This window comes from Alteromonas lipotrueae, from assembly GCF_019249215.1.
GTDB lineage: Bacteria > Pseudomonadota > Gammaproteobacteria > Enterobacterales > Alteromonadaceae > Alteromonas > Alteromonas lipotrueae.
This window is the reverse complement of the sequence record NZ_JAESDI010000004.1, coordinates 240964-267283: the sequence shown is the minus strand read 5'-3', so window position 1 is coordinate 267283 and position 26320 is coordinate 240964. Positions and strand designations below refer to the sequence as shown.

29 protein-coding genes are annotated in these 26320 nt (G+C 44.4%); 15 read left to right on the top strand and 14 right to left on the bottom strand.

Going from position 1 to position 26320, the window contains the following annotated elements:
* From pdxJ to mazG, 5 genes are read left to right on the top strand one after another with little or no spacing between them, the layout of a single operon-like run.
* A complete protein-coding gene (gene pdxJ, locus JKP82_RS06120) occupies positions 1 to 738 on the top strand; it encodes a pyridoxine 5'-phosphate synthase (protein WP_159528796.1) in 738 nt (245 codons plus the stop codon).
* A 54-nt stretch (positions 739 to 792) separates the two neighbouring features.
* On the top strand, positions 793 to 1170 hold the full coding sequence (gene acpS, locus JKP82_RS06115; RefSeq protein WP_159528798.1) for a holo-ACP synthase: 378 nt from the start codon (positions 793 to 795) through the stop codon (positions 1168 to 1170).
* 17 nt (positions 1171 to 1187) lie between these two features.
* Entirely contained in the window at positions 1188 to 2609 is a 1422-nt protein-coding gene (gene rlmD, locus JKP82_RS06110) for a 23S rRNA (uracil(1939)-C(5))-methyltransferase RlmD (protein ID WP_159528800.1), read from the top strand.
* A gap of 12 nt (positions 2610 to 2621) precedes the next feature.
* On the top strand, positions 2622 to 4805 hold the full coding sequence (gene relA, locus JKP82_RS06105) for a GTP diphosphokinase (RefSeq protein WP_218396227.1): 2184 nt from the start codon (positions 2622 to 2624) through the stop codon (positions 4803 to 4805).
* Positions 4783 to 5739 carry a nucleoside triphosphate pyrophosphohydrolase gene (gene mazG, locus JKP82_RS06100; RefSeq protein ID WP_218396225.1) on the top strand — a complete coding sequence of 319 codons (957 nt, stop codon included), beginning with the start codon at positions 4783 to 4785 and terminating at the stop codon, positions 5737 to 5739. The genes relA and mazG overlap by 23 nt, the downstream gene beginning before the upstream one ends.
* A 30-nt stretch (positions 5740 to 5769) precedes the next feature.
* Here mazG and JKP82_RS06095 read toward each other — a convergent pair whose 3' ends face one another.
* Complete coding sequence (locus tag JKP82_RS06095) at positions 5770 to 6414, bottom strand: tetratricopeptide repeat protein (protein ID WP_218396223.1); 645 nt, start codon at positions 6412 to 6414, stop codon at positions 5770 to 5772.
* Between the two features lie 93 nt (positions 6415 to 6507).
* The gene (locus JKP82_RS06090; RefSeq protein ID WP_159528808.1) at positions 6508 to 7398 is read right to left on the bottom strand and encodes a transporter substrate-binding domain-containing protein; all 891 of its coding nucleotides are present in this window, start codon (positions 7396 to 7398) and stop codon (positions 6508 to 6510) included.
* Positions 7399 to 7684: 286 nt separating this feature from the next.
* Between JKP82_RS06090 and rplM the strand changes: the two genes are divergently transcribed.
* From rplM to JKP82_RS06040, 10 genes are all read left to right on the top strand, one after another.
* Complete coding sequence (gene rplM / locus JKP82_RS06085; RefSeq protein ID WP_013785378.1) at positions 7685 to 8113, top strand: 50S ribosomal protein L13; 429 nt, start codon at positions 7685 to 7687, stop codon at positions 8111 to 8113.
* Positions 8114 to 8125: 12 nt separating this feature from the next.
* Positions 8126 to 8518 carry a 30S ribosomal protein S9 gene (rpsI, locus tag JKP82_RS06080; RefSeq protein ID WP_013785377.1) on the top strand — a complete coding sequence of 131 codons (393 nt, stop codon included), beginning with the start codon at positions 8126 to 8128 and terminating at the stop codon, positions 8516 to 8518.
* Positions 8519 to 9002: 484 nt separating this feature from the next.
* Positions 9003 to 9635 (top strand): ubiquinol-cytochrome c reductase iron-sulfur subunit, encoded by a 633-nt coding sequence (gene petA / locus JKP82_RS06075; RefSeq protein WP_013785371.1) that lies wholly within the window; start codon positions 9003 to 9005, stop codon positions 9633 to 9635.
* Position 9636: 1 nt separating this feature from the next.
* The gene (locus tag JKP82_RS06070; RefSeq protein WP_013785370.1) at positions 9637 to 10899 is read left to right on the top strand and encodes a cytochrome b; all 1263 of its coding nucleotides are present in this window, start codon (positions 9637 to 9639) and stop codon (positions 10897 to 10899) included.
* Positions 10899 to 11633 (top strand): cytochrome c1, encoded by a 735-nt coding sequence (locus tag JKP82_RS06065; RefSeq protein ID WP_126872493.1) that lies wholly within the window; start codon positions 10899 to 10901, stop codon positions 11631 to 11633. The genes JKP82_RS06070 and JKP82_RS06065 overlap by 1 nt, the downstream gene beginning before the upstream one ends.
* A gap of 109 nt (positions 11634 to 11742) precedes the next feature.
* Entirely contained in the window at positions 11743 to 12375 is a 633-nt protein-coding gene (gene sspA, locus JKP82_RS06060) for a stringent starvation protein SspA (RefSeq protein WP_013785368.1), read from the top strand.
* Positions 12372 to 12827, top strand: coding sequence for a ClpXP protease specificity-enhancing factor (locus JKP82_RS06055; RefSeq protein ID WP_218396221.1), 456 nt, complete (start codon positions 12372 to 12374; stop codon positions 12825 to 12827). Before sspA ends, JKP82_RS06055 begins: the two co-directional genes overlap by 4 nt.
* Before the next feature lie 222 nt (positions 12828 to 13049).
* Positions 13050 to 13403: a tRNA-binding protein gene (locus JKP82_RS06050; RefSeq protein WP_159528812.1), complete on the top strand. Its 354-nt coding sequence runs from the start codon at positions 13050 to 13052 to the stop codon at positions 13401 to 13403.
* 232 nt (positions 13404 to 13635) lie between these two features.
* Positions 13636 to 14529, top strand: a complete 894-nt coding sequence (locus JKP82_RS06045; RefSeq protein ID WP_159528814.1) for an AraC family transcriptional regulator — start codon at positions 13636 to 13638, stop codon at positions 14527 to 14529.
* A gap of 187 nt (positions 14530 to 14716) precedes the next feature.
* Positions 14717 to 16735 carry a cache domain-containing protein gene (locus JKP82_RS06040; protein WP_218396219.1) on the top strand — a complete coding sequence of 673 codons (2019 nt, stop codon included), beginning with the start codon at positions 14717 to 14719 and terminating at the stop codon, positions 16733 to 16735.
* Between the two features lie 37 nt (positions 16736 to 16772).
* On the opposite strand, the gene mgtE is transcribed toward JKP82_RS06040, so the two are convergent.
* From mgtE to JKP82_RS05980, 12 genes are all read right to left on the bottom strand, one after another.
* Positions 16773 to 18131 carry a magnesium transporter gene (gene mgtE, locus JKP82_RS06035; protein ID WP_159528817.1) on the bottom strand — a complete coding sequence of 453 codons (1359 nt, stop codon included), beginning with the start codon at positions 18129 to 18131 and terminating at the stop codon, positions 16773 to 16775.
* Between the two features lie 158 nt (positions 18132 to 18289).
* Complete coding sequence (locus tag JKP82_RS06030) at positions 18290 to 18562, bottom strand: HPr family phosphocarrier protein (protein WP_013785364.1); 273 nt, start codon at positions 18560 to 18562, stop codon at positions 18290 to 18292.
* Positions 18562 to 19407, bottom strand: a complete 846-nt coding sequence (gene rapZ / locus JKP82_RS06025) for an RNase adapter RapZ (protein ID WP_041453031.1) — start codon at positions 19405 to 19407, stop codon at positions 18562 to 18564. The genes JKP82_RS06030 and rapZ overlap by 1 nt, the downstream gene beginning before the upstream one ends.
* A 38-nt stretch (positions 19408 to 19445) precedes the next feature.
* Positions 19446 to 19889 carry a PTS IIA-like nitrogen regulatory protein PtsN gene (ptsN, locus tag JKP82_RS06020; RefSeq protein ID WP_159528819.1) on the bottom strand — a complete coding sequence of 148 codons (444 nt, stop codon included), beginning with the start codon at positions 19887 to 19889 and terminating at the stop codon, positions 19446 to 19448.
* Between the two features lie 8 nt (positions 19890 to 19897).
* The gene (gene hpf / locus JKP82_RS06015) at positions 19898 to 20185 is read right to left on the bottom strand and encodes a ribosome hibernation promoting factor (RefSeq protein ID WP_013785361.1); all 288 of its coding nucleotides are present in this window, start codon (positions 20183 to 20185) and stop codon (positions 19898 to 19900) included.
* A 29-nt stretch (positions 20186 to 20214) separates the two neighbouring features.
* A complete protein-coding gene (locus tag JKP82_RS06010) occupies positions 20215 to 21699 on the bottom strand; it encodes an RNA polymerase factor sigma-54 (protein ID WP_159528821.1) in 1485 nt (494 codons plus the stop codon).
* Positions 21700 to 21774: 75 nt separating this feature from the next.
* Positions 21775 to 22500 (bottom strand): LPS export ABC transporter ATP-binding protein, encoded by a 726-nt coding sequence (gene lptB / locus JKP82_RS06005; RefSeq protein WP_057793757.1) that lies wholly within the window; start codon positions 22498 to 22500, stop codon positions 21775 to 21777.
* A 2-nt stretch (positions 22501 to 22502) separates the two neighbouring features.
* Entirely contained in the window at positions 22503 to 23066 is a 564-nt protein-coding gene (gene lptA / locus JKP82_RS06000) for a lipopolysaccharide transport periplasmic protein LptA (protein ID WP_159528823.1), read from the bottom strand.
* Positions 23035 to 23613 (bottom strand): LPS export ABC transporter periplasmic protein LptC, encoded by a 579-nt coding sequence (gene lptC, locus JKP82_RS05995; RefSeq protein WP_159528825.1) that lies wholly within the window; start codon positions 23611 to 23613, stop codon positions 23035 to 23037. The genes lptA and lptC overlap by 32 nt, the downstream gene beginning before the upstream one ends.
* Positions 23610 to 24176, bottom strand: coding sequence for a 3-deoxy-manno-octulosonate-8-phosphatase KdsC (kdsC, locus tag JKP82_RS05990; RefSeq protein ID WP_159528827.1), 567 nt, complete (start codon positions 24174 to 24176; stop codon positions 23610 to 23612). The genes lptC and kdsC overlap by 4 nt, the downstream gene beginning before the upstream one ends.
* Positions 24176 to 25150, bottom strand: coding sequence for a KpsF/GutQ family sugar-phosphate isomerase (locus tag JKP82_RS05985; protein WP_159528829.1), 975 nt, complete (start codon positions 25148 to 25150; stop codon positions 24176 to 24178). Before JKP82_RS05985 ends, kdsC begins: the two co-directional genes overlap by 1 nt.
* Complete coding sequence (locus tag JKP82_RS05980) at positions 25150 to 26106, bottom strand: calcium/sodium antiporter (RefSeq protein WP_159534365.1); 957 nt, start codon at positions 26104 to 26106, stop codon at positions 25150 to 25152. The genes JKP82_RS05985 and JKP82_RS05980 overlap by 1 nt, the downstream gene beginning before the upstream one ends.
* Between the last annotated feature and the right edge of the window lie 214 nt (positions 26107 to 26320).

Sequence of the window (26320 nt, the reverse complement as noted above, 5' to 3'; positions counted from 1 at the left end):
ATGAGTACACTTCTTCTTGGCGTTAACATCGATCACATTGCCACACTTCGAAATGCCCGTGGCACCAACTACCCCGATCCTGTGCATGCTGCTGATGTTGCAGAACGCGCTGGAGCAGACGGTATTACCGTTCACTTGCGCGAAGATCGTCGCCATATAAAAGACAGAGATGTTCGCATTTTGGCGCAAACTATCAATACCCGCCTAAACTTAGAGATGGCGGTTACCGATGAAATGCTCTCTATTGCCGAAGAAGTAAAACCGGTGTTTTGTTGCTTAGTGCCCGAAAAACGTGAAGAGCTAACCACTGAGGGCGGCCTTGACGTAGCGGGCAATTTACCCGTGATGAAACAAGCCTGTGAGCGTTTAGCAGCTGCGAACATTTTAGTGTCTTTGTTTATTGATGCAGATAAAAAGCAAATAGATGCTGCTGTGGAATGCGGTGCGCCTTATATTGAAATTCATACTGGGCAGTATGCTGAAGCAACCGGCGAAGCAGAGCTTGGCGAAGAGTTAGCTCGGTTAGTGGAAGGCATTGAATATGCCGATAAACTAGGGCTAAAAGTGAATGCTGGTCATGGTTTGCATTACCATAATGTCAAACCGATTGCGGCTATCCCTCAACTTATCGAGTTGAATATTGGCCATGCGATTATTGCACGGGCGGCGTTTGATGGCCTTGCCACTGCAGTGGCTGATATGCGTCAACTTATGCTAGAAGCACGAAGCGGCGTGTAAGTTCGAATCTCGACAGCAGCACGTCAACGCAAGCAACAACAAAGAGAATACCTAGTGGCCATAGCTGGATTAGGCACAGACATTATTGAAATTGCACGTTTGAAGAAAAGCGATGCGACCACAGAGCGCCTCGCGAAACGTGTGCTTACGCCTTACGAACTTACCCTTTATGTTGCCAGCAATGAGCCAGTGCGCTACTTAGCGAAGCGTTTTGCCGCCAAAGAGGCAACGGTGAAGGCGTTGGGTACAGGTATTGGTAACGGCGTCAGTTGGCAACATATCGAAGTGCGCAACAATGCTTTAGGGGCGCCAGAACTTCACTTTACTGGAGAGGTTGCCATGCTATGTAAGCAGCGAGCCATTACCTCTAGTGTAATAAGCATTTCCGATGAAACTCACTATGCGGTTGCTACCGTTATTCTTGAAAATTAATGTAACGGGAGCACCACGTGGCCATATTTTATAAACCTAGCAAGGGCAAAAACAAAAGCAACGTAAAAGGGCGGGTGCGCGGTGCAGGCTCAGGTGAAAAGCAGCACATTGTAAAAACTAAACAATCATGGCCCTCGGTTGATGACATTAATGCTGCTAATGAAGTGGTAACCATTGATGGTATGGATTGGCAGGGGCAGGGCGTTGCTCGGGGTGAAACCTTATATTTCGTAGATGGTGCTTTACCTGGTGAAACCGTACAAATAAAAGCGCTTTCAAGCAACAAGCAGATTGTTAACGCAAAAGTCACTAAGGTGAATACCCCCTCAGACCATCGCCAAAAGCCATTTTGTGCGGTGGCAAATCAGTGCGGTGGTTGCCAGCTTCAGCACGTAGATCCCCATGAAGCCCTCGCACTACGAGACGATGCCCTTAAAAGCATGTTTCAGCGTAAACTCGATTTTAACGACGGGGCATGGCAAGCGCCTATCAGCGGTGGTAGGCCTAGATATCGTCGTAAGGCCCGCCTAGCGATTGATGCAAGAAACCCAGAGAAAATAAAACTCGGTTTTCGAGAAAACGCGGGCAAAAACATTGTTGATATTGGTGGTTGCCCGGTTTTGGTTGAATCACTAAGTCAGCTTATCGCGCCACTTAAATCTGCCATTGCAGGCTTTGCTAGCGCTCGTCTTGTCGGGCACATCAGCTTATTGGCGGGTGAGAATACGGTGCAAGTTACAGTGAAACATACCCGTTCATTAGCCAACGACTTTATTGCATCGCTTTCCCAGTTTGCTGCGGAACAAAACGTGAATATGACCATCGAAGACGGTAATGGCGATTTTACCCAATTGCATGAAGTAGCGCCAATCACCTGTAACACAGTAGACGGCTTTTATTTGCAACCAGGGCCTAATGATTTTGTTCAGGTGAACGCAGAAGTAAATACAAAAATGGTGGCGCAAGCTTTGTCATGGTTGGCACCAAAAGCCGGTGAGCGCATCGCCGATTGGTTCAGTGGTTTAGGTAATTTCACCTTGCCCATTGCCAACAGCGGCGCTACGGTAAGGGCGGTGGAAGGGGTTGCTGAAATGGTGCAGCGTGCCAAAAGTAACGCCCTCAAACAGGGCATTTCCAATGTTGACTGGATGCAGCTTGACTTAGCTGACGAGAAATCAGTAGATAAAGCGTTAGCGGGTGGGTTCGATAAAGTACTACTTGACCCGTCTCGTGAGGGGGCATTGACAGTTTGTCATGCACTGGTCCGCGCTACACCAAATACGATAGTGTATGTTTCTTGCAACCCGAACACTTTTTCGCGGGATGCGCGTGTTCTGATAGATGGAGGTTATCAAATGCAAAAAGCGGGTGTAATTGAAATGTTCCCCTTTACCCATCATATGGAAACGATGGCGCTATTTACACGCCAACAGCAATAGCGAGCAGCGGTTATGGTGACAACAAGAAAAGTACATGCAGCCGATAGACCTCCTTTTGAGGTATGGTTAGACAGCCTCGATTTAAGTGATGAAACGAAAGATAAACTGCGCAGTGTATCCTCAATGCCAGAGCGCCTTCTCGTCGGCCAAGAAATGGTCGAAATTCTTTGTCAACTCAATATGGATGACGCTACGCTACAAGCGGCATTGGTCTTTCCCTACTGCGAGCAACATTGTTTAACCGAAGCTGATATTGAACAAGAATTTGATGGTGAAATTCGTGACTTAGTTGTGGGTGTAAGGCGTATGGACGCCATTAAAACTTTGCACGCTAGAAAAGCCAATGGTTCGCCTTTCAACGAAAAATCCGATGAACAACATATTGATAGTATTCGTCGTATGCTGCTTGCTATGGTTGAAGACGTTCGCGCTGTAGTGATTAAAATGGCAGAACGTATTTGCGCGCTTCAACAAGCGAAAAAAGCGGATGAAGAAACGCGGGTGATGGTGGCCCGCGAGTGTGCCAGCATTTATGCCCCTTTGGCTAACCGTTTAGGTATTGGTCAATTAAAGTGGGAGCTGGAAGATTTAGCCTTTCGCTATCTGCACCCTATCACCTACAAACAAATCGCCAAGCAACTAGATGGTAAACGTCGAGAGAGAGCCGATTATATCGATGGCATCGTTGATGATCTTCAAACATTAATGAATAGCGAAAACATTCGCGCCGATGTGTATGGTAGGCCAAAACACATTTTCAGCATTTGGAAAAAAATGCAGAAAAAGCGCTTAACCTTCGAACAACTTTTCGATATACGTGCCGTGCGGGTTATTGCCGAGCGGTTACAAGATTGTTATGCCGCGCTTGGCACCGTGCACGCTAGCTACAAGCATTTACCCAACGAATTCGACGATTATATTGCCACCCCCAAATCTAACGGCTATCAGTCTATTCATACCGTTATTGTGGGCCCTGAAGGAAAGCCTGTAGAAATTCAAATTCGTACACACAAAATGCATCAAGACGCCGAGTTAGGCGTTGCTGCGCATTGGAAGTACAAAGAAGGCAGTACCGGCAAACAATCGGGTTACGATGAGCGTATCAATTGGCTTCGCCGTATTCTTGCTTGGCAGGAAGAAGTGGCCGAATCTGGCGATATGGTGGAAGAGTTGCGCAGTCAGGTGTTTGATGATCGCGTGTATGTGTTTACCCCGAAAGGCGATGTTATCGACTTGCCTCAAGGTGCTACGCCACTCGACTTTGCCTACTATATTCACAGCAATGTAGGGCATCGCTGTATTGGGGCGAAAGCCAATGGGCGAATTGTGCCTTTTACTTATCAGCTGCATAGTGGCGACCAAGTGGAAGTGCTCACCGGTAAAGAGCTAAATCCTAGCCGCGATTGGATGCATCCAGGCTTGGGCTATGTGCACTCATCTCGCGCCCGTGCCACTATTCATTCGTACTTTAAAAAGCAAGATAGGGATAAAAACCTAACCGCAGGTAAAGAGCTGCTAGAGCGCGAACTGCATCGCGCCCACTTGCCCACCAAAATAGCCAGTGAAGTGTACGAGAAGTTTAACGGTCATAGTGCTGATGATCTTTATGCGGCAATAGGCACAGGTGATGTGAGAGTGATGCAAGTTATTAACTTCATTCACTTCTTACAAGAACCAGAGCCAGAAGAGCCTGAAATTAGCCCTAAAGTAAAAACAAAGCGTACGGCTAAGGGCGCAGGCAAGAAAGACGCAGTTGTTGTACAAGGGGTTGGCCACTTGATGAGCCAGTTGGCCAATTGCTGTAAACCCGTTCCGGGTGAGCCCATTATGGGGTATATCACGCAAGGGCGTGGAGTAAGCGTACATAAAGAAAGCTGCGATCAGTTGCAGCATTTGCTTGAGCAGCACCCAGAACGTCAAATTGAGGTGAACTGGTCACAAGAACTTAAAGTAGGTTTTGAAACCTCAGTCGATATCTTCTGCCACGACAGAACCGGTTTACTGCGTGATATCACTACCGTGCTGGCAAATGAAAACGTGCCATTACTGGGTGTGAATAGTTTAAGTGATAAACACAGACAAACGGCGCTAATTACCATTTCAATTGAAGTACAAGACTTAGATACCTTATCAAAAGTGCTCGCACGATTACGTCAATTAAAAGGCATTACGGATGCAAAACGCAAACAATTCTGAGTTGCCTGAGGTAAAACGACTTCAAGAGATAATGGCGAAGCTTCGAGACCCTAAGTCTGGGTGCCCGTGGGATGTTCAGCAAACCATGGACAGCTTAACTCGGTATACTATTGAAGAAGCTTACGAAGTGGCTGATGCCATTGCGAAAGGGGAGCCTTCAGATATTCGTGATGAACTTGGGGATTTGTTGTTTCAAGTGGTGTTCTACTCCCGCATTGCAGAGGAAGAAGGCAACTTCACCTTTAATGATGTTGCGAAAAGCATTAGCGACAAAATGACCCGTCGTCATCCACACGTATTTGGCAATACCTCAGCGCAGCCAAGCAGCGAGGAAGGCTTAACTGCACAGTGGGACAGTATAAAAGCGCAAGAAAAAGCGTTAAAGCATGAGAATTCAAGGCAACGGGCTTTAAAGCAAAAACTGACTTCTACATCGCCGAGTAAAGATAATGAACCGACTTTCCCGAGTCTACTTGATGATGTGCCAGTGGGAATGCCGGCATTAATGTATGCCCAAAAATTACAAAAAGCCTGTGCAAAGGTGGGTTTTGATTGGCCAGACGTTGCGCCTGTTTTAGATAAAGTGCGAGAAGAAGTTGAAGAAATTCAACAAGAACTTGACGCCGAAACCCTGAATCAGCAAGCCTTAGAAGAAGAAATTGGCGATGCGTTGTTTGCTATGGTTAATTTGGCAAGACATTGTAAAGTCGATGCAGATACGGCGTTACGTAACGCTAGTAACAAATTCGCCAAACGTTTTAAAGTGGTAGAGTCTTTAGCCTTCAAAGCAGAATCAGCCCATAAAATAGACTCAGAAAATTTGTCTATAATAGAAGGCGAGCCCGAGAGTAAGGGCTCACCATTAGCTAATATGACGCTTGATGAGATGGAAGCACTATGGCAGCAAGCAAAAATCACCACTGCTAATTCATAACGCTTTACCGGTCTTACTAAAGCTTAGCCGTTAAAGCTTTTTCGCTACCTTGGCTTCTAATATTTCTATCTCCGATCTTCGGCCTTTGTCCGCAATAGGGCGGTTTGGTTTTTCAGGGGCGCTTTTGGCTAACGTCAAATGCCGAGCCGCCTCTTCATACTCACCATCATCAAACAAGTATTCTGCGTAAAAGTAATGTGCATCCATACTGTTTGGGTAAAGCGCTAGCGCCTTTTTAAACAAGCGCGCTGCTTTTTTGTCACTGCCAAAGGCAACCGGCCAGCCAGGTACATTGTGATAGAGTGCCGCTAATACGATTAACGCAGTACCTTCTAATACTTGTTCATCCTGCTGCAATGCTTTTTCAAGGTTTGATCTAGCTGCTTTGGCGAAATCGAGCGCCCCTAGGCCGCCTTTTGCTTTCGCTGCACTAGATTGTGTAATGGCTAGCCACGTGAGGGCTTCGGCATTGTTACTAGATGACGCAACAAAGGCTTCAGCGTCGGCGATGAGCGCTAAAAAGGCTTTCTCTTTCTCACTACTGTCAACGTCATAATTGATTGACGCCCATTGCTGCTGGATATTAAGCAATGTACGACTATTGTCGGCAAAGGTAAGGTTTGCATAAACCATAAGAGAGATACAAAAGGTGATAAGTCCACGTATACTGCGCATTGTGGGTTCCTAATTGATTATAAGTAGTATTTTGAGCGAGTGTTTTACCAGTAATACGGTGTATAAAACAAGAAAAACGGTGACGCTGGTTGTTTATTCGCTTGTAAGGGCCTTAATGGCTTTCTCTTTCTCTAAATCCCATCGCGCGTAATCAAGCACATAGGGTAGAAAATGGTTCTGTAGTGAGTGCCTGGTTCGATGAGGCTCGTCTGCCAATGAAAGGGCGAGTTTATGAGCTTCGAATTGATTAAATATGGCTTCAAGTGTGCCGTTTTCTATCAGCCGTGACAGGCCAATACGAATTCTTTTTGCTAAAGCAGCATCGTCCGGACGTACGAAGAAGTATTCATAGTTGGGATAAACAAGAAGGTGATTTTTATCGATAGTAATAGGCTTGTCTGCATGACGCGCTAAGTCTCCATTTACCTCAATAACATTTCGAGGGAAACCATCCACCATGCCTTTTTCTACCATGGTGTACATTGATGTAAACCATAAACTCCATTCTTCGCCTGCCGCATTAAATCCATTTGATTTGAGTACGTGCAAGTCAGGCCAATCGTTCCCCTGCACCAAGGTGCGGGTTTTAAGCTCATCGGTGGTTAATGTCTGTGCGAAGTTATGTTGGGCATCGTTTGCAATCACAAATACTCGGTACCCAGCCAACCCTTTTAGAAGGGGGAGTTTAATGGGGGTTAATAATTTCTCACGTTCAGCATTAGTCACGCTCCACATTACATCTGCATCACCCTGTAGTAGGGATACTACTTGTCGACTTTGTGACATAGGGTGGGGGTGCAAGGAAATCTGCGTGTTTCCATATTCGGGGGTTGCAGACAATACAGCCTCAAGTACTTTCTGCTGATAAAAACCATAATCGTCATCGGCAAATGCCCGTGTGAGAGTGACGTTACCAGATTCGGCTTTAGCATAAACACTTGCCAGAAGTTGAACCACAACTAAAAAAACAGCCGATAAGCGCATTATTTTCCTGTTTATTCTCTTCTAAAATGGTTTGCCCTTTGAAATTAACGGAATTAACTAAGCTTGTCACTGTTTCCGTAGAAACTTTGTGCAGAAAACTCCCCCTAATTGCAAATTAGGGGTTCGCATTTTCATCAAAACCTGTATAATTCGCGCCCTGCCCAGTTACGCCCACCTTTGGGAAGGTGGAAGAATCGACCGGCTCGAAGGGGTCTTTGTGTTGATTTTATGGTGATTTCTGGTGTTCAGAAATCAGTAACGACGATATTATTCGGGTGATATTTAAATGAAAACTTTTGTTGCAAAGCCAGAAACGGTACAACGTGACTGGTACGTGGTTGACGCCACAGACAAAACTCTAGGCCGTTTGGCTTCAGAAATCGCATTGCGCCTTCGTGGTAAGCATAAGCCAGAGTACACACCTCACGTGGACACTGGTGATTACATTGTAGTTATCAATGCTGACAAAATTACGGTTACTGGCCGTAAAGCATTGAACAAAATCTATTATGCACACAGTGGCTATCCAGGTGGTCTGAAAGAAACTAACTTTGAAAAGCTGCTAGCTTTCAAACCAGAAATGGTTATTGAGAAAGCAGTGAAAGGAATGCTGCCAAAAGGTCCTCTAGGCCGTGCAATGTTCCGTAAAATGAAAGTTTACGCTGGTGCTGAACATAAGCACGCAGCACAGCAACCACAAGTTTTGGACATCTAAGGGGCAATCGACATGGCAGATACTCAATACTACGGCACCGGCCGCCGCAAAAGTTCTACCGCTCGTGTGTTCCTGCGTCCAGGCTCAGGTAACATTCAAGTAAACAAACGTGCTCTAGACGAGTACTTTGGTCGCGAGACTGAGTGCATGGTTGTTCGTCAACCTCTAGAACTTGTTGAAATGTTGGAAAAGTTTGACCTATACGTCACTGTTAAAGGTGGTGGTTCTAACGGTCAAGCTGGCGCAATTCGTCACGGCATCACTCGTGCTCTTATGGAGTATGATGAGACGTTACGTCCTGCACTACGTAAAGCTGGCTTCGTTACTCGTGACGCTCGTCAAGTTGAACGTAAGAAAGTGGGTCTACACAAAGCACGTAAGCGTCCACAATTCTCAAAACGTTAATTCTACGTTTTATATATTGTGCAAAAAACCCGGCTTATGCCGGGTTTTTTATTTTCTGCTTGAAAATCTACTTCCTTCAGTGCGTCACGTAATTATTCTTTCAACGGCGCTCATCTACCTAGTAAATTAGTATTCTAAATTTTCCCGCTTCATTTCAACATAAAGCTAACAATGTTTTAATAAAGGCGCTGATTTGGCCGAATTTCGGTCAAATTCTTGATTTTATTCCAATCACTCACTAATTCTTAACAGTGGCCTCAGATTAATTTATTGCTTAAATACCAGTAAAACCTTGTGTTTATAAGGGCTTTTCTTTTATCATTTGCGGTCGAAATTTGACGAAACTTTAGTGAATTCTCGAATGAGCACATAAGTGCCTTTGAGTTAACTTCATGACAAGCCATATGATGGACGATCCTAACGTGATAAAACCAGTAAAAGTTAGGGTTATACATCATAATTATCCGAACCTGGAGAAATGTGGATGAGCAATGTATCTGTAGATGCAACAGAGTCTGCACACAATGATAACCAGCCAGAAAACAACACCCGTCGTCGGTTCTTGACCGTTGCCACGTCGGTAGTTGGTGGTGTAGGTGTTGTTGGAGCGGCAGTGCCTTTTATTGCGTCCTGGAATCCAAGTGCCAAAGCGAAAGCGGCCGGTGCTGACGTTGAAGTAGATATCAGCGGGATTGAACCTGGACAGCTAGTGCGTGTGATGTGGCGAAGCAAGCCTGTATGGATTGTTCGTCGTACTCCTGAAATTCTTGAAGAATTGAGCACTCACGAAGATAAACTGAAAGATCCTAACTCTGAAGCAGAGCAACAACCCACGTTTGCCCAGAACCGTTTCCGTTCTATGAAAGAAGAGTACCTTATCTTAGTCGGTATTTGTACGCATCTAGGTTGCTCACCGCAGCACCTTAAAGATGGCGCTTTCGAAGAGGTGGTTGAAGGGGTTCCAGACGGTTTCTTCTGCCCATGTCACGGTTCTAAGTTTGATATGGCTGGTCGTGTATTCCAAAACGTACCTGCGCCGTTGAACCTTGTTGTTCCGCCTTACCAGTTCGTAGATGACACAAACATCATCCTCGGCTCAGAAGCGGAGGCTGTGTAATATGAATGCTTTTTTAGAGTGGATTGAAGCGCGTATTCCAATTATGCGTGTGGCGAATATGCACGCCATCCAATACCCAGCGCCTAAGAACATGAACTTTTGGTACGTGTTTGGATTCTTGGCTACCATCGTTTTAGTTAACCAAATTATTACTGGAATCTGGTTAACAATGAACTTCGTACCGACTTCTGAAGGTGCGTTCGCGTCTGTTGAATACATCATGCGTGAAATTGATTACGGATGGATTATCCGCTATATGCATAGTACAGGCGCTTCAGCGTTCTTTATTGTGGTATATCTGCATATGTTCCGTGGCATGATTTACGGTTCTTACCAAAAGCCTCGTGAATTGCTTTGGGTGTTTGGTATGTTTATCTACCTTGCACTAATGGCTGAAGCCTTCATGGGTTATGTATTGCCTTGGGGACAAATGTCTTACTGGGGTGCACAGGTAATTGTATCGCTATTTGGTGCAATTCCAGTTGTAGGTCCAGACTTAGTTATCTGGCTACAAGGTGACTATGTAATCTCGGGTGCTACCCTAAACCGATTCTTCGCATTGCACGTTATTGCATTGCCGTTGGTTATTGTTATTTTAGTATTCTTACACATTATTGCGCTTCACGAAGTGGGTTCAAACAACCCAGACGGTATTGCGATTAAGCATAAGAAAGGCTCGTTACCTGAGTCAGAAAAGACTAAATTCCAAATCCATGAGTACTACACAAGCAAGTACGATATCGCTGATGACATCTTGCCATTCTTCCCGCACATGGTGCTGAAAGACTTAGTCGCGTTCTGTATTTTCTTAGCCTTGTTCACTTATATCTTGTTCTTCGCACCTGAAATGGGCGGTAAGTTCCTTGAGCATCCTAACTTCGAAATTGCGAACCCGTTGAAAACACCTGAACATATCTTCCCTGTTTGGTACTTCACGCCGTTCTACGCCATTCTAAAGGCCGTACCTGATAAGCTAATTGGTGTACTTGCTATGTTTGGTGCTATTGCAGCCTTGTTCGCTTTACCATGGATAGATCGCGGTCGTGTTAAATCGTGGCGCTATCGTTGTGGTTTACACACAGTAAACCTTATTGTGTTCGCAATTGTATTCGTTTTCTTAGGTTACTTAGGTGCTACACCTCAAGAAAACTGGAAGATTGTTGCGTCGCAAATCGCGACTGTTATGTACTTTGGTTTCTTCGTGTTGTTGTTCCTATACAGCCGTAACGAGAAAACTAAGCCTGTGCCAGAGAGGATTGCCTAATGAAAAAATTGATGTGCTTTTTAGCATTTTTTCTACCGGGTGTAGCGTTAGCCGCTGGTGGTAGTGTGCACCTTGATAAGGCACCTATCGACCTAACCGATAAGGCCTCGTTGCAACGTGGTGCGCAGTTGTTCATGAACTACTGCTTAGGCTGTCACTCAATGAAGTATCAGCGTTATCAGCGTACGTTTGCCGATTTAGGTATTCCTGACGAGTTAGGTCAAGAAAACCTTCAGTTTACGGGCGAAAAGGTTGCTGACTACATTACTCGTGCAATGCCTGAAGATGCAGCGGCAGGTTGGTTTGGTGCTGCGCCACCAGACTTAACCCTTGTAGCTCGAGTTCGTGGTGAAGATTGGATTTACACTTATCTACGTTCTTTCTACGTAGATGAGAGCCGTCCATTTGGTGTTAACAATAAAGTATTCCCAGAAGTGGGTATGCCGCATGTGCTTCAACCTTTGCAAGGTACACCAACTGAAATGCACGAAGAAGTTATGGTCGACGGCGAAATGGTTGAACAATATGTAGGTATTAAATCTGATGGTACAGGTTCAATGTCTCCAGATGAGTACGACCAAGCTGTTGCTGATATTGTTAACTTCTTAGAGTATACCGGTGAGCCAGCTAAGCTAGATTCACACCGTATTGGTAAATGGGTTCTTATCTTCATTGCCGTACTGTTTGTATTTGTTTACTTGCTGAAGAAAGAATACTGGCGAGAAGTGCACTAATCGCACAGAATTATGTATAATAGCAAAGGGGGCTTCTCGCCCCCTTTTTTAGTATTTGAATTTCGCCCGATTTAGCGGGCATAACTAGTTTCTCGACGGAGGAAATTGAATGGCCGTAGCCGCGAATAAACGTTCTATTATGACGTTGTTCTCTGACACAATTGATATTTACAGCCATCAGGTGCGTATTGTGTTGGCAGAAAAAGGTGTGGGTGTTGAAATAAGCTACACAGATCCTAGCAATCTGTCAGAGGATCTGTTGGAGTTAAACCCTTACGGAACCGTTCCAACTCTTGTTGATCGTGAACTGGTGCTTTATAAATCGCATATCATCATGGAATACCTTGATGAGCGTTTCCCGCATCCACCACTTATGCCAGTTTATCCGGTATCTCGTGGCCAAAGCCGTCTTATGATGCACCGCATCGAGCAAGACTGGTATTCGTTAGCAGCTCGTATCTTCCGTGGTGAAGGGAACGTTGAAGCTGCGCGCAACGATTTACGTGAAGCGTTACTTGCATTAGCACCTGTATTTGGTGAATTACCTTACTTCATGAGCGAAGAATTCAGCTTAGTTGATTGTTATCTTGCTCCGTTATTATGGCGCTTACCTGCTTTAGGTATTGAGCTTAATGGCGCAGGTAGTAAAGAAATTAATGCCTACATGAACCGTATCTTCTCTCGCAGTTCATTTAAAGCATCGCTAACCGATCAAGAGCGCGAGATCCACAATCCACTATGACATCTATGACGTCTAATCAGCCCTACCTTTTAAGGGCCTTTTACGAATGGATAGTGGACAACGATCTCACCCCATACATTGTTGTTGATGCAACGAATGAAATGGTGGAAGTGCCTTTAGAGTTTGTTAAGGACGGGCAAATCGTTTTAAACGTGTCGCCTAGTGCGTGTGTTAACTTTTCGTTGGACTTAACCGGGCTTTCTTTTCAAGCTCGTTTCGGTGGCCAACCTAGAAGATTAAGCATGCCTAGCGAAGCTATTATGGCGATTTATGCGCGCGAAAATGGTGCCGGTACTGTGTTTGCTACCGAAGAGGAGATGGCCAAAACAAGTAAGCCATCTGAACCTCAAACCACTGGGCCAGCATCTATTGAAGACGCAGACGCGTCTGATATTACAGATGCACCCGTTCCCCCTAAAAAGGGAAAGCCTACCTTAAAAGTGATTAAATAAGCATTCTGACTTCCTGCTGCCTAGGCAGGAAGTCAGCTTATTATTTTGTTCTATCTTCTTATCATATCTACCTCGTTATACTTCTTACGTTCATTGCGTCCGGATTCTTTACTAATTAAATAAAATTACGTGAACTAAACCGATAGCCCTTGGTGTTTGAAGCTACTTTTCTGTTACTTTGCCTATGTGTACGATGCTTATTTAACATTTGTGAGAGAAGCTATGCAAAACGCCCCAATTAAAGCGCTTATTGAGTTCAATGATGTCGAGAAACTGGATATTCGTGTAGGCACCATTACTCAAGTTGCTGACGTAGAAAAGTCTAAAAAGCTGATGAAGCTCACAGTCGATTTTGGTGATCATCAACGTTCTATTCTTGCGGGTATTAAAAAAGAACGTGAAAATCCCTTCGAGATTCAGGGCAAGCAAGCGCTGTTTGTCGTTAATTTACCTGAGCAAAAAATGGCGGGTGAAGTGTCTCAGGGCATGTTGTTTGATATTGGCTTTGCCGATAAATTAACGCCTTGTTTGGCCATGCCTGAAACACCAATGCCTAATGGCACCAGAGCGGGCTGACAGCGGTATAAAGCAGTTTGAGTGTCGATAGTTTATATCCATCCACAATAGTGCCCCAACTAACAAGTTAGAAAAGTTTTTGAACTTCATATTTATATGTTCATCTCATTAGGCGTTAGATAAACTATAGCACTCATATGACGTATTTTATGACAGGTATGCTGGGTAATTAATTGCCTATTTGTCTCGTTTTCGATTTATATAAATTTATTGTCCAACTGGTTTGATTGGTATGTCTAAAAAAGAAATTAAAATGCTCATCGAAAATAGCCTTACCGAAGACGGCCTATTTGAAACTGGTGTTAAAGGTGTGCAGCTATTTAGAGTGACCGAAGGGGTTCGTTGTGCGCCTGCGGTATATGAGCCCACAGTAGTGGCGATTGTCAGTGGTACCAAAGAGGCGATAGTAGACGGCAAGTCTTATGTTTATGGCACAGACCAATACATGTGCTGCAGTATTTCTATGCCTGTAGAGGCGGGTACGCCTAGTGCGTCGCCTGACAATCCTCTGCTTGGTGTGTTCATTTCCCTTGATACTCGCGTGATGACAGAACTTACCATGGATGTAGAGCGCGCTGGCGGTATACAGCGAAAAGCTAGGGGAGCAGTACTTCCGCCTAGTATTACGCTGTCTGATTGGGATAGTGAATTTGCTGAAGCACTACTGCGATTATTGCAGTTAAGCCAAAATGGAGCAGATACCGTTGTACTTGGCGAAAGTCGCCTTCGCGAAGTCTATTACGCCATATTGAAAGGTGGCGCCGGCGAATCTGCAAGGCGAGCGTTTGGGGTAGGCAATGAGATTGCTCGTGCAATCGACTACCTATCAACCCGTTTAAGTGAAACGGTCACCATAGAGGATATGGCATCACAAGTGGGTATGAGTCGGGCGGTATTTCATCGTAAGTTCAAACAAGCAACGAGCATGTCGCCAATTCAATTTATAAAGTCTATGCGGCTAAATACGGCTGCAATGAAGATTGTTAGCGGTATGAATGTGAATGAAGCCGCTATGGATGTGGGTTACGTAAGCTCATCCCAGTTTAGCCGAGAGTTTAAACGGTTGTATGGGCAGTCACCTAAGCAATGGAGCCACGATAGGCAGATACCTGCAGGATTGCTGTAATATTAAACTAAAGGTGTAAGCCGATTGTATTGCATTGTCCCAAATATACTGGGAAGGTAAAAAAGTGCATTACACCTTGTAAAGTCAAACGCGAAATCTACGACTAACCACAATATTGTAAAAGAAATTTCGTTCTTCAAGCACAACAACTATTTGTCAGAAAATAAAAATAATAGGCAGTGCAGTAGTGGAACAATTACTTTTAAAGAACCGAGAAAAATTACAAGCGGCAATTCCTCTCATCAACAGCTACAACGATAGGTTTGATGACTTAAACCATTGGTGGGGTAAAATTTCGCTTATAGGTAAAATCAATAGCCATAATGTGTCTGATAGCATTTTAGAAGAAATGCTTAGCACAAAACAGAAATTCTCTGAATTACAGGGACGGCTGATTCAGAACCTGATGAAAGAGCATTTGTTAAAGCGTTTGGCTGATGATCATAACAAATCTCAAGTGGCCATCGATATTCTGATCAGAAATTTGTTTGAACGTACTGCCGATGTGGGCTTTTTGGCTACTGATGATGATATCCGAGCATTCTTGCTCGATAACGAAAGAAAGTCCGAAGACACTAAAAAAATTCATCACCGCTTAGAAGAGTACGTAAAAAAATATAGCGTATATGATGAGATTATTCTTCTGGATACGCAGGGGCGGGTAAAGGCCAATTTGGATATTGATAGCCCAATTGAATTTAGCGAAGATCCGCTAGTTTCAAAAACGTTATCATCGAAAGACGACTATATAGAAACCTTTCGCTATTCAGATTTGCAGCCTCACAAGCGCAATTCTTTGATTTATTCCTGTGTAATAAAAGATAGTAACGACACGGGTGCGAGAACAGTAGGAATTCTTTGTTTGTGCTTTAAGTTTGACGACGAAATGCAGTCAATTTTTAGCAATTTGCAATCTGAACGTGCCGCTAGCAGCATCATGATTGTGTCTGAAAACAGAGAAGTCATGGCGACCAGCCATTCACAGAAATTCAAAGTTGGGGAAACAATACCTAAGTGTGGATCTCCTGACTTAGTCACTATAAAACACAAAAGCTTTATAGCTACCACCTCCGAAACTAAGGGATACCAGGGGTTCAAAGGTTTATCATGGCAAGGCGTTGCCATGACGCCATTAAATGATGCCTTTAAGCATTCAAATGAAAAAGGGCAGCTTCAAACTGACGCTTGTCAGTTACTCAATTCTCAACTCTTTTCTGATGATTTAAAGCAAATATTTAAAACATCCATGTTAATTAATGACGATCTGAGTTTAGTCGTCTTGAATGGCATTATTGCTGCGGCACGTAAGAATGCTGTTGAATTCATGCCTGTATTATCTGAGATAAGATTAACCGGCGAGAGCATAGCGTTAATTTTTTCTGATTCTATCGATAACCTACAATCTACTGTGTTGAGCGCACGGCTTGCTGACGTGAGGTTTTGCGCTAGCTTAGCGGTAGACATTATGGACAGAAATCTATACGAAAGAGCGAACGATTGTCGTTGGTGGGCGCTTACCACAGTATTCCGTCAGTATTTGCAACTTCCAACTATTGTGCCTGATGCTCAACAAGAAATTGCAAATATTCTTCGATACATTAATGACCTATACACTGTCTATGCCAATTTATATGTTTATGACAAAAATGGCATTATTATCGCGGTATCCAACAACAAACATACATCGGTTGTGGGAGAAAAAGTTGATACTCATAGTGGTGCTTTCGATGCGTTAAAGTGTGCTGATTCACAAAAATATTCGGTGTCGAAATTTGTTCCTAGCGCGCAGTATGATGATAAGTACACCTACATCTACAACGCGTCAATCACTAGTGTAGAACGAAATAATGTGGTTGGCGGTATAGGAATTGTGTTTGACAGTGAGCCACAATTCACTGAAATGTTAAACGACTCGCTACCTAAAGATGAAAGCGGGTATACTGTAACGGGTTGTTTTGGCATGTTTTGTCAGCGTGATGGGATGATTATTTCTGCTACAGAAGGTAGCCCTCAGCAGGTGGGAGAGGTTATCGAGATAGACGACACACTTTTAGGCTTAAAAACTGGCGAAAAAGACTCTCGAATTACAAATTACCAAGGTAAGAAATACGCAATAGGTGTTGCCGTGTCTAAAGGGTATAGAGAGTATAAAACAACCGGTGATTATCAAAATGATGTGGTGGCATTCATCATGATGCCAAGCTAAATAGCTTTAGAACAACTCGTAGGCGATTGTCACGGTATTACATTAAAAACAGGGTCGCAGTACCTAAAAATGCAAATATACCCACCACGTCAGTGATGGTTGTGAGTATTACGCTTCCTGCTAGTGCAGGGTCTATTTTCAAACGTTTCATGATGAGCGGCAAAGTAGCGCCTGCTAGCGCTGCGGCTATCATGTTAACCAACATGGCGAAGGCGATAATGATGCCTAGCATGTAGTCTTGTTTCCAAAGAGCTATTACCGAAGCAATTAATATTGCCCAAATGGCCCCATTTAAGAAGCCAATAGATATTTCTTTGCTTATTAACCATCGGGAGTTGCTGGCGTTTACGTGACCCAGTGCCATACCACGAATAACAAGCGTAAGGGTTTGGTTACCCGCTACGCCGCCCATACTTGGTACTATGGTGTTCAGTATGGCGAGTACGGCTAATTGGCTCAGTGTGGCCTCAAACAAGTCGCTTACCATGGCTGCCATTAGCGCGGTAACCAGGTTTACTGCCAACCATACAGAGCGTCGTTTGGTACTTTGAAGCACAGGGGCAAAAGTGTCTTCGTCATCATCTAAACCCGCCATACTCATCATAGAGTGCTCGGCATCTTCACGAATAATATCTACCACATCATCTATGGTGATACGCCCTACTAGGCGGTTTTTCTCGTCAACGACAGGGGCTGATAGCCAGTTATAGCGTTCGAATAAGCTCGCCACTTCATCATCTGGCATATGCACAGGAATCGCTTCAGATTCTTCATCCATGACATCTGATACTTTGGCTTCAGTCTCAGCGGTGAGTAATCGCGTTACCGGTACGATACCGACTAAATTATCAGTACGGTTTACTACATAAAAGGTATCGGTGTTTTTAGGTAATTCGCCTTTAAGGCGAATATAACGAAGTACTACATCAATGGTCACATCAGGGCGAAGGGTTATCGTGTCGGTGTTCATGATGAAGCCGGCTGTCTCTTCACCGTAAGACAATGCTTGCTCTGCACGAAGTCTGTCTTGTGCATCCATTGATTCTAGAATGTCTTGCAGCACTGGTTCTGGAAGGCTGCTAAGGGTAACCGCTAAGTCATCGGTATCCATTTCTTCTAACGCGTCTACGACGTTTGCAGGCAGCATTTTGGTGATGATACCGTTACGTACGTCGTCAGAGAGTTCTTCTAGAATATCACCGTGGAAATCACCATCAATAAGCTCCCACAGTTCATCTCGGGTGCGGCTTGGGCTAGATTCGAGAATATGTGCAACATCAGAAGGGGGTAATTCCAGCAGCAGCTTACGTACAGAAACAAATTGGCCGTTATTTAACGCGCCATTAAGTGCCCGAAGTTGGCTTTGTACGTATTTTGAGACCAGTGCTTCTGCCACTGCTTTCGCCTAAAAATGGAATTTTCTATAACGGTAGGATATCGCAATTGCCATGACGCTGTCATGACAAAAGCGCAGTAACGACAGACAATTACGGGCTATGTGGTGAAATTATAGGCGGCTTTATACCGAAAATCGTAACACAGGCGAGTGCAGCATTACTCGTCTTCGTTGAAACGGCCTTCAATTAACGTTTCAATGGCGTTTAATGCTGCTTCGGCATCATTACCTTCAACCACAACGTTCACCTGTTCACCTTGGTGGCTTTCCAGCATCATTAAGCCCAGCACACTGTTAGCATCGGCTTTCTTATCGCCTTTCACCAACACTATTTTTGCATCAAATTGATTGGCTAACTGAACCAACTGTGTGGCAGCGCGGGCGTGTAAGCCCAATTTATTGACTATGGTAAGTGTTTTTTCGATGGTCATTACTGATTTAACTCGCGGTGGCGAATTTGTACATCGGGATGCATTTCGCCAAAGGTTTTCGCTAACGATTGAGCAATAAATACTGAGCGGTGCTGACCGCCGGTACAACCAATCGCAATGGTGACATAACTACGGTTATTGCGTTCTAAGTGAGGTAACCATGTGGTTATCAAGTTCTGAATTTGCCAAATGAATTTGGTTACAACAGGCTGGGAACCTAAAAATACTTCTACGGGGGCATCTAAGCCAGTTAAGTGTTTTAAATCGGGCTCCCAATGTGGGTTGGGGAGAAAGCGGGCGTCAAATACATAGTCGGCGTCTTTGGGGATGCCGTGTTTAAAGCCAAACGATTCAAAGACCAATACTAGCCGAGAGCTTTTCTTACCTAGAATTCGCTCGCGAATAAGCTCTGCGAGTTGATGAATTGTGAGCTTATCCGTATCAATATACAAATCGGCGCGCTCAACAATAGGCGCAAGTAAGTCTGATTCGGCTTTTATCGATTCAGATAAAGATTTGTTGAGCTTAGCTAGCGGATGCAATCGGCGGGTTTCGCTGAAACGTTTCACCAACACATCGTCGCTGGCGTCAATATACACAATGGTCATAGACCAAGACGAGGGTAGGTAATCTAAAATCTCTACCAAGTCCGCTGGATTTTTTGGCAGATTCCTTACATCGATACTTACCGCGACTTGGTCATATTCATCAACCACGGTATGAGTAAGGGTAGGGAGAAGGTTAACCGGAATATTATCTACGCAATAGTAGCCTAAATCTTCAAGGGCACGTAGTGCAACTGATTTTCCCGAACCGGATCGACCACTGATAATAATCAGTTTCACCTGCATTTCTCCCTTTTAAAATATGGTGCTGTGCTTTATTAGCTTAAAGCCGTAATAATGTCGTCACTGGTGGAGGCCCGCCTAATGGCTTTCACCGTTTCTTTATCACTTAGTTTTCCCGCAACGGTAGCAAGTGTTTGTAAGTGACCTTCTGTTTTCTCTTCAGGCACTAACAGGGCAAAGAATATATCTACGGGCTGATCGTCAAGCGCATCAAAATCGATGGCAGGGTTGCTGGTTACAATAATGGCGATAACGTGTTCTAAGCCCGGTAATCGACCGTGAGGCAATGCAATACCATTGCCAATACCCGTACTTCCCATTCGTTCACGGGCGAGTAGGCTATTTAACACTGTGGCCTGATCGATGTCGGGATTATTTTTAGCAGCAATGTCGCTAATAATCTCTAGAATACGTTTTTTACTGTTACATTGAACCGCACACTCGGTGCGGTCCAAACTTACTATGGCTTGAATTTCCATACTAATATTTAGTGCTTTTTCAGCTTTTCCTTATGCTTGATAACTTGCCTGTCGAGCTTGTCGATCATGCTGTCTATCGCCGCATACATGTCGGTGTTATGTGATGAAGCAAACACTTCTGCTCCGCTGAGGTGCATGGTGGCTTCGGCTTTTTGATTAAGTTTTTCGACGTTCAGGATGACATGCACATTAGATATGTGATCAAAGTGACGCTCTAGTTTGCTGAACTTAGTATCGACATAGCTACGCAAAGAATCAGTAATTTCGACATGATGACCGGTAAGGTTGATTTGCATATTTCGTCTTCCTTAAATTATCAAGGCCTTTAAATAAGGCTTTTGCGTTGGTTTGACGGCGGAATCGATAATGATTCCCGGTATTTTGCTATTGTCCGCCGGGCAACTTTGATGCCTTGTTCGGCCAACAATTGAGCAATCTTGCTATCGCTTAATGGCTTGCTGGGCGTTTCCGCAGCCACAAGCTTTTTAATTAGTGCGCGAATAGCGGTAGATGAACACTCACCACCAGATTCCGTTGCTACGTGACTAGAGAAGAAATATTTCAACTCAAATATGCCACGTGGGGTATGCATATATTTTTGCGTGGTGACACGTGAGATGGTGGATTCATGCATATCTACCATTTCTGCGACATCATTTAGCACCATTGGTTTCATCATTTCTGGGCCGTGCTCGAAAAAGCCCATTTGTTGCTGCACAATACAGTTTGCTACTTTCATCAAGGTGTCGTTCCTTGATTCAAGGCTTTTTATAAACCATTTGGCTTCTTGCATATGTGAGCGAATAAATTGCGAATCGCTGCTGTTTTTAGAGCGTCTGCTCATAGCGGCATATTGCTGATTTACGCTTAACTTTGGCAAGCTATCGGGGTTAAGTTCTACCACCCAGCGGCCATTCTTCTTGTTTACCGAAACATCAGGAATAACGTATTCCGGTTCTTTGGTAATTAATGCACTACCTGGACGAGGATTCAACGTTTGCAGTAAGCGCATGGCTTCGCGAAGTTGATCTTCTTTCAAACGGCTCTTGCGCATTAACGTACGGTAGTCTTTGCTGCTAAGTAGGTCCGAGTACTCATTGATAAGTTGTCTTGCTTCTGCAAGCCATGGCGTATCGTCTGAGAACTGGCGAAGCTGTACAAGCAAACATTCTTGCGGTGTACGCGAACCTGAACCGATAGGGTCGAACATTTGAATACGTTTGAGTACACATTCAACTTCGTCCATTTCCACCAATTCTTCTACGTCGTCAGAATTCACTGATTCTAAAATCTGTTCGATGGGGACGTTCAGGTAACCAGATTCATCGATTGAGTCGATAATGGCGGTAGCAATGGCGCGGTCGGTATCCGAAAACGGGGTTAACCGCATTTGCCATAGCAAGTGGTCTTGAATATTGTCGGTGGTTTCACCCTGAAACAGTTGGTCGTCATCATTATTTGATGGACCAGGGGCGGGAGCAGAAGAGGCCGAGTAATACTCATCCCACGTACTGTCGATTGGCAGTTCATCGGGAAGGTCGTTCTTTTCAAGCGCGTCACCTGCTTCTAACGAATCGCTAGATGCAGTAGGAGCAGCTTCTACAGAAGGGTCGTCGCCGTCCATGTTGTTTTTCTCAACAGGATGGTCATCGCCGCCTTCTTCAACTTCCAAAAGTGGGTTTGAGTCTAGTGCTTCCTGAATCTCTTGTTGCAGGTCGAGCGTAGACAACTGCAGCAGCTTGATTGCCTGCTGCAACTGCGGTGTCATGGTAAGTTGTTGACTGAACTTTAGCTGTAAAGATGGTTTCATCTACGTCTTATTTTTAAACTCTTGTTGTGAATATACCCGTGCTTAAAACTGAAAATGACAATTCGGTTACAGTAACTATAGCCTGAATTGTTCTCCTAGGTATACATCCCTTACTTTCTGATTACTTAAAACTTGTTCTGCTGTCCCTTGCGCGATGAGTTCGCCTTGGCTCACAATATACGCTTTCTCACACACATCCAGTGTTTCTCTTACGTTGTGATCGGTGATGAGGATTCCAATTCCTCTGTCACGAAGATGTTGAATGATCTTCTTTATATCATTAACCGATATAGGATCAACACCAGCAAATGGCTCATCAAGCAAAATAAATTGCGGATCAGCGGCTAATGCTCGCGCGATTTCTACCCGGCGACGTTCACCACCGGATAAACTCATACCCGTACTATTACGTATATGGTTGATATTAAATTCATCAAGTAGCGCATCGGCTTCTTGTTCTTGTTCCGCTGAACTCAACCCTTTACGGGTCTGTAAGATAGCCATGATGTTCTCAAACACCGTCAATTTTCTAAAAATTGAGGCCTCTTGCGGTAAATACCCAATTCCGCGTCGTGCACGCTCGTGCATGGGCTCATGGGTTAATTCGCTGTCATCAATACTGATTTTGCCCTTATCAAGGGGTACTAAGCCTACAATCATGTAAAAAGTTGTGGTTTTACCGGCACCATTGGGGCCGAGTAATCCAACGATTTGCCCAGTCGAAACTGATAAGCTTACATCGCGAACCACTTGACGGGCTTTATACGCCTTTGCAAGACTCTGTGCGCTCAACGTTGCCATGATTAGTTGCCGTCCGCCTTATCGCCTTCGTTATTCGATGACGCTTTACGTATTGCCTCAGGCGTAAATACCGTAGTTACTCTACCACCTTCACCGTCTTCGCCGCCTGTTGCAAGCAATTGTTCCGTGACCATGTCGAAAGTAATCTTGTCGCCTTGTACTTTGCTGGTATCTTGCTGTAGCTCTGCATTCCCTTGTAAAGAAATAGTTCGATTTACCACTTCATAGCGTATTTCGTTGGCTTTGGCGGTAACGGGGGCGCCATCTTCTAATTTTTGCGAGTAGCTGGCAGGTTTGCCGCGAGCAACAAATATCTCTCGTCCATCTCCTTCGCTGGCAATAACCTCAACTTCATCGGCATTTATCACCAAAGAACCTTGGGTAATTCGTACATCATCTTTAAACAATGAAGTTTTGTTTTTACCGTCAACAAATTGCGATTTAGAGTCAACTTTAATCGGTTTGTTGAAGTCGCTTTCAGCCGCTAAAGCCACAGTAGAGAAAAGGCTAACAGCGAGGCTGGTCGCTAATGCTTTAGTGGCTAGGCGAATAAATGGTTTGTACATGGTCTATTAACTCGTATTCCTGGGTACGCAAGTTGGCGTTAAACCCATTGCTGTTAATCACATATTGTAAGCCACGTATTTCCACGGGCTGATCAGATGTCATTTGCTTAGTGTACAGGTTTATCTCTATAAACGCTGTACGTATTGTCCTTACAAAGTCATCGACACTTTGGTTTTCAATAACGACATTATTTTCTAGCTGTATCAATTCGTTATTGTACAAAGTACCTTCTGTTGCGGTGACTTCCCACGGTGACTGTGCGTCGTCGGTATATAATGTATATCTGGGCTTTTGGAATAAAACAAAGCCCAATTGGTCGTAATGTTCCATCGATGCCGCAAATACTTTGTGATTTAATTGGCCGTCTTGATTATATAAGGTGGTCGTTAAGTTTTTTGCTTTGTACGCGGGCTTTAATGCATCCAATCCTTGGTCAGTTTGCTGGGTAGGATCTTCTTCCATCCAAATCGGAATATACATGGCGGATGCCAATATAAATAACACCGAAATACTTAAGCCTAACCGGTCAAAGCCTAATACCTTCATACGCTAGCACCTTGAATACCGTGAAGCTTATCGTTTGCTTGAAGCAGGGTGTCACATATTTCGCGTACTGCACCAAAGCCGCCTGGCAAAGTAGTGATCCAATTTGCTTGTTGTGCAACCGTAGGATGTGCGTCTTTTACTGCAATTTTTACGCTTGCGTGGGGGTACATGCCCGTATCTGGCATATCGTCACCTACCACCGCCACGTGCTCGGGTTTAAGTGATAAGCGAGCCATCAGTTCAGCAAGTGCGTCAGATTTATTTTCTTCACCCTGTACGATGTGCGCAACATTCAGCGCTTCCATTCTATTTTCGACAATGGCAGAGCGCCTGCCAGTAATGACTGCTACCTCTACCCCAGAATTCACAAGGGCTTTAACGCCGTAGCCATCGCGGGTATGAAATGCTTTTAATTCTTCGCCAGCATTACCGAGGTAAATACGGCCATCTGAAAACACGCCATCTACATCACACACTAATAAGCGAACGTGCTTCAGCGATAAATACAAAGCCTCTGACATAGCGGTATAGAGTGTATTTACGGTTGATTGGGTGTCTCTCATTATAAAACTCCCGCTTTAAGTAGCATATGCATGTTGAACGCGCCCACGGGCTTGCGGGTTTCATCCGTTACCATAAGCGCGCTTATCTTATGAGTTTCCATTAAGTTTAGCGCTTCGACGGCGAGCTGCTCTGGCATGGTTGTTTTGCCGCCCTTGGTCATAACCTGTGTAACCGTAGCGGTATGCAAGTCTATACGTGCATCTAAAATACGGCGTAAATCACCATCGGTGAAAATTCCAATCAATATGCCGTGGCTATCGATAACCCCTGTCATACCCAAGCCTTTCTTGGAGATTTCTAATAGTGCTTCTGCAACGAGGGCGTTTTCGTCTACCAAGGGTAATTCGCTGCCCGTTAGCATGATGTCACTCACTTTAAGCAGTAATTTTCTGCCTAAGCTGCCACCTGGGTGAGAAAGCGCAAAGTCGTCGGAGGTGAAACCTTTGCGATCAAGTAGCGCTACGGCAAGGGCGTCACCCATTACCAAGGTGGCGGTAGTGCTAGAGGTAGGTGCTAAGCCTAAAGAGCAGGCTTCTTTTTCAACACTGATATTCAATACCACGTCTGCGTGTTGGCCTAATGAACTGGTTACGCTGTTCGTCATCGCAATAACAGGCACGCTCAAACGCTTTACGATAGGCAGTAAATTAACCAGCTCTGCGGTTTCACCAGAGTTGGAAATAGCGAGTAGCACATCACCTTTACTCAGCATGCCTAAGTCGCCATGGTTGGCTTCGCCAGGGTGCATGAAAAACGATGGTGTTCCGGTACTGGCAAGCGTTGCAGCAATCTTATGCCCGATATGCCCAGATTTACCCATGCCGCACACCACCACCTTGCCCGCGCAATTTTGCAACAAGGTGCATGCAGTAACAAAGTCTTCGTCCATGCGAGATGAAAGCGCTGATATTGCCTGCGCTTCTATTTCTATGACACGCTTTGCTGAAGTGATGAAGCTATTTTCTTGTGACATTACGCAAAAAGCCAAAATTGATAACCAATAAAGCAAGCAATCAATAAGCCGCCATTTCTTCGGCTTATTCGTCGATTACCCATTAAGGTGAAACTAAACAGGAACAGTAATAGGGTTAACCCGAGCACAACGAACATATCGCGGTTATAAACATCAGGGTCTAATGCGCCAGGGGCTATTAAGCCAGGCATGCCTAATACGGCAAGTAAATTGAAAATATTGGAACCAATAATATTCCCCAAGGCCAAGTCGTCTTCGCCTTTAAGCACACCAGCAATACTGGCAGCCAGTTCGGGCAAGCTTGTGCCTAAAGCAATGATGGTTAGGCCGATAACTAAATCTGACATACCTAGGTATTTGGCTATTTCTACTGCTGAACCCACTAAGAAGTGTGCACTTAACGGTAACAGTATTAGGCCAACTACAATCCAGAAAAGAGCAGAGGAGGTGGGTACATCGTTGGGGATTTCATCTGTGGTCTCGCTCACTAACGGGTCTTCTTTATCTACTTTCATAGACAACCAACCCATTAAGCCTAAAACAATCACGAAGAGGCTAATAAGGATGATGCCTTCCAGATGAGTAAGCTCGCCATCGAAAAGAAAAGCAACAGCAATGATGGTAATAAAAAGCAGGGCAGGGAGTTCACGCTTTAACGTAGAGGAGGCAACAAGGAGTGGTTTAACTAGCGCAGTAATACCAAGCACAAGGGCAATATTAGTAATATTCGAGCCTAACGCATTACCTACAGCGGTATTCATATTACCGTTAATAGACGCCGCGGCTGATACCACGATTTCAGGCGCAGACGACCCCATTGCGACAATGGTTAAGCCTATCATCATGGGCGCCATACCAATATTCTTGGCAAACGCTGATGCACCGTAAACAAAACGGTCTGCACTCCAGCTAAGTACAATCAGTCCAACTAAAAAAATGACTACGTTTAAAAACACAACAACCAGCATAGTTAGGAATTTCACAAGATTGTCGCAAAAACAATGCCATTTGCCTATGGGAACTATCGCTTATTTTAGTAAAGGTGGTATTAAGTGTCCCTTTTATCAGGCTTGCTGATTGAAAATCATTCGAATTTTGTAAATTCGTATAAATCGAACATAACTTGTAACGTTTTGCTTTTGTGCCGCGCTTGAAAAAGCGTACAATGAC

Coding starts and splice junctions, on each gene's coding strand:
- pdxJ (WP_159528796.1), top strand. CDS start 1: ATGAGTACACTTCTTCTTGGCGTTAACATCGATCACATTGCCACACTT.
- relA (WP_218396227.1), top strand. CDS start 2,622: ATGGTGACAACAAGAAAAGTACATGCAGCCGATAGACCTCCTTTTGAG.
- mazG (WP_218396225.1), top strand. CDS start 4,783: ATGCAAAACGCAAACAATTCTGAGTTGCCTGAGGTAAAACGACTTCAA.
- JKP82_RS06095 (WP_218396223.1), bottom strand. CDS start 6,414: ATGCGCAGTATACGTGGACTTATCACCTTTTGTATCTCTCTTATGGTT.
- JKP82_RS06090 (WP_159528808.1), bottom strand. CDS start 7,398: ATGCGCTTATCGGCTGTTTTTTTAGTTGTGGTTCAACTTCTGGCAAGT.
- rplM (WP_013785378.1), top strand. CDS start 7,685: ATGAAAACTTTTGTTGCAAAGCCAGAAACGGTACAACGTGACTGGTAC.
- rpsI (WP_013785377.1), top strand. CDS start 8,126: ATGGCAGATACTCAATACTACGGCACCGGCCGCCGCAAAAGTTCTACC.
- petA (WP_013785371.1), top strand. CDS start 9,003: ATGAGCAATGTATCTGTAGATGCAACAGAGTCTGCACACAATGATAAC.
- JKP82_RS06070 (WP_013785370.1), top strand. CDS start 9,637: ATGAATGCTTTTTTAGAGTGGATTGAAGCGCGTATTCCAATTATGCGT.
- JKP82_RS06065 (WP_126872493.1), top strand. CDS start 10,899: ATGAAAAAATTGATGTGCTTTTTAGCATTTTTTCTACCGGGTGTAGCG.
- sspA (WP_013785368.1), top strand. CDS start 11,743: ATGGCCGTAGCCGCGAATAAACGTTCTATTATGACGTTGTTCTCTGAC.
- JKP82_RS06055 (WP_218396221.1), top strand. CDS start 12,372: ATGACATCTATGACGTCTAATCAGCCCTACCTTTTAAGGGCCTTTTAC.
- JKP82_RS06050 (WP_159528812.1), top strand. CDS start 13,050: ATGCAAAACGCCCCAATTAAAGCGCTTATTGAGTTCAATGATGTCGAG.
- JKP82_RS06045 (WP_159528814.1), top strand. CDS start 13,636: ATGTCTAAAAAAGAAATTAAAATGCTCATCGAAAATAGCCTTACCGAA.
- JKP82_RS06030 (WP_013785364.1), bottom strand. CDS start 18,562: ATGACCATCGAAAAAACACTTACCATAGTCAATAAATTGGGCTTACAC.
- ptsN (WP_159528819.1), bottom strand. CDS start 19,889: ATGGAAATTCAAGCCATAGTAAGTTTGGACCGCACCGAGTGTGCGGTT.
- hpf (WP_013785361.1), bottom strand. CDS start 20,185: ATGCAAATCAACCTTACCGGTCATCATGTCGAAATTACTGATTCTTTG.
- JKP82_RS06010 (WP_159528821.1), bottom strand. CDS start 21,699: ATGAAACCATCTTTACAGCTAAAGTTCAGTCAACAACTTACCATGACA.
- lptB (WP_057793757.1), bottom strand. CDS start 22,500: ATGGCAACGTTGAGCGCACAGAGTCTTGCAAAGGCGTATAAAGCCCGT.
- lptA (WP_159528823.1), bottom strand. CDS start 23,066: ATGTACAAACCATTTATTCGCCTAGCCACTAAAGCATTAGCGACCAGC.
- lptC (WP_159528825.1), bottom strand. CDS start 23,613: ATGAAGGTATTAGGCTTTGACCGGTTAGGCTTAAGTATTTCGGTGTTA.
- kdsC (WP_159528827.1), bottom strand. CDS start 24,176: ATGAGAGACACCCAATCAACCGTAAATACACTCTATACCGCTATGTCA.
- JKP82_RS05985 (WP_159528829.1), bottom strand. CDS start 25,150: ATGTCACAAGAAAATAGCTTCATCACTTCAGCAAAGCGTGTCATAGAA.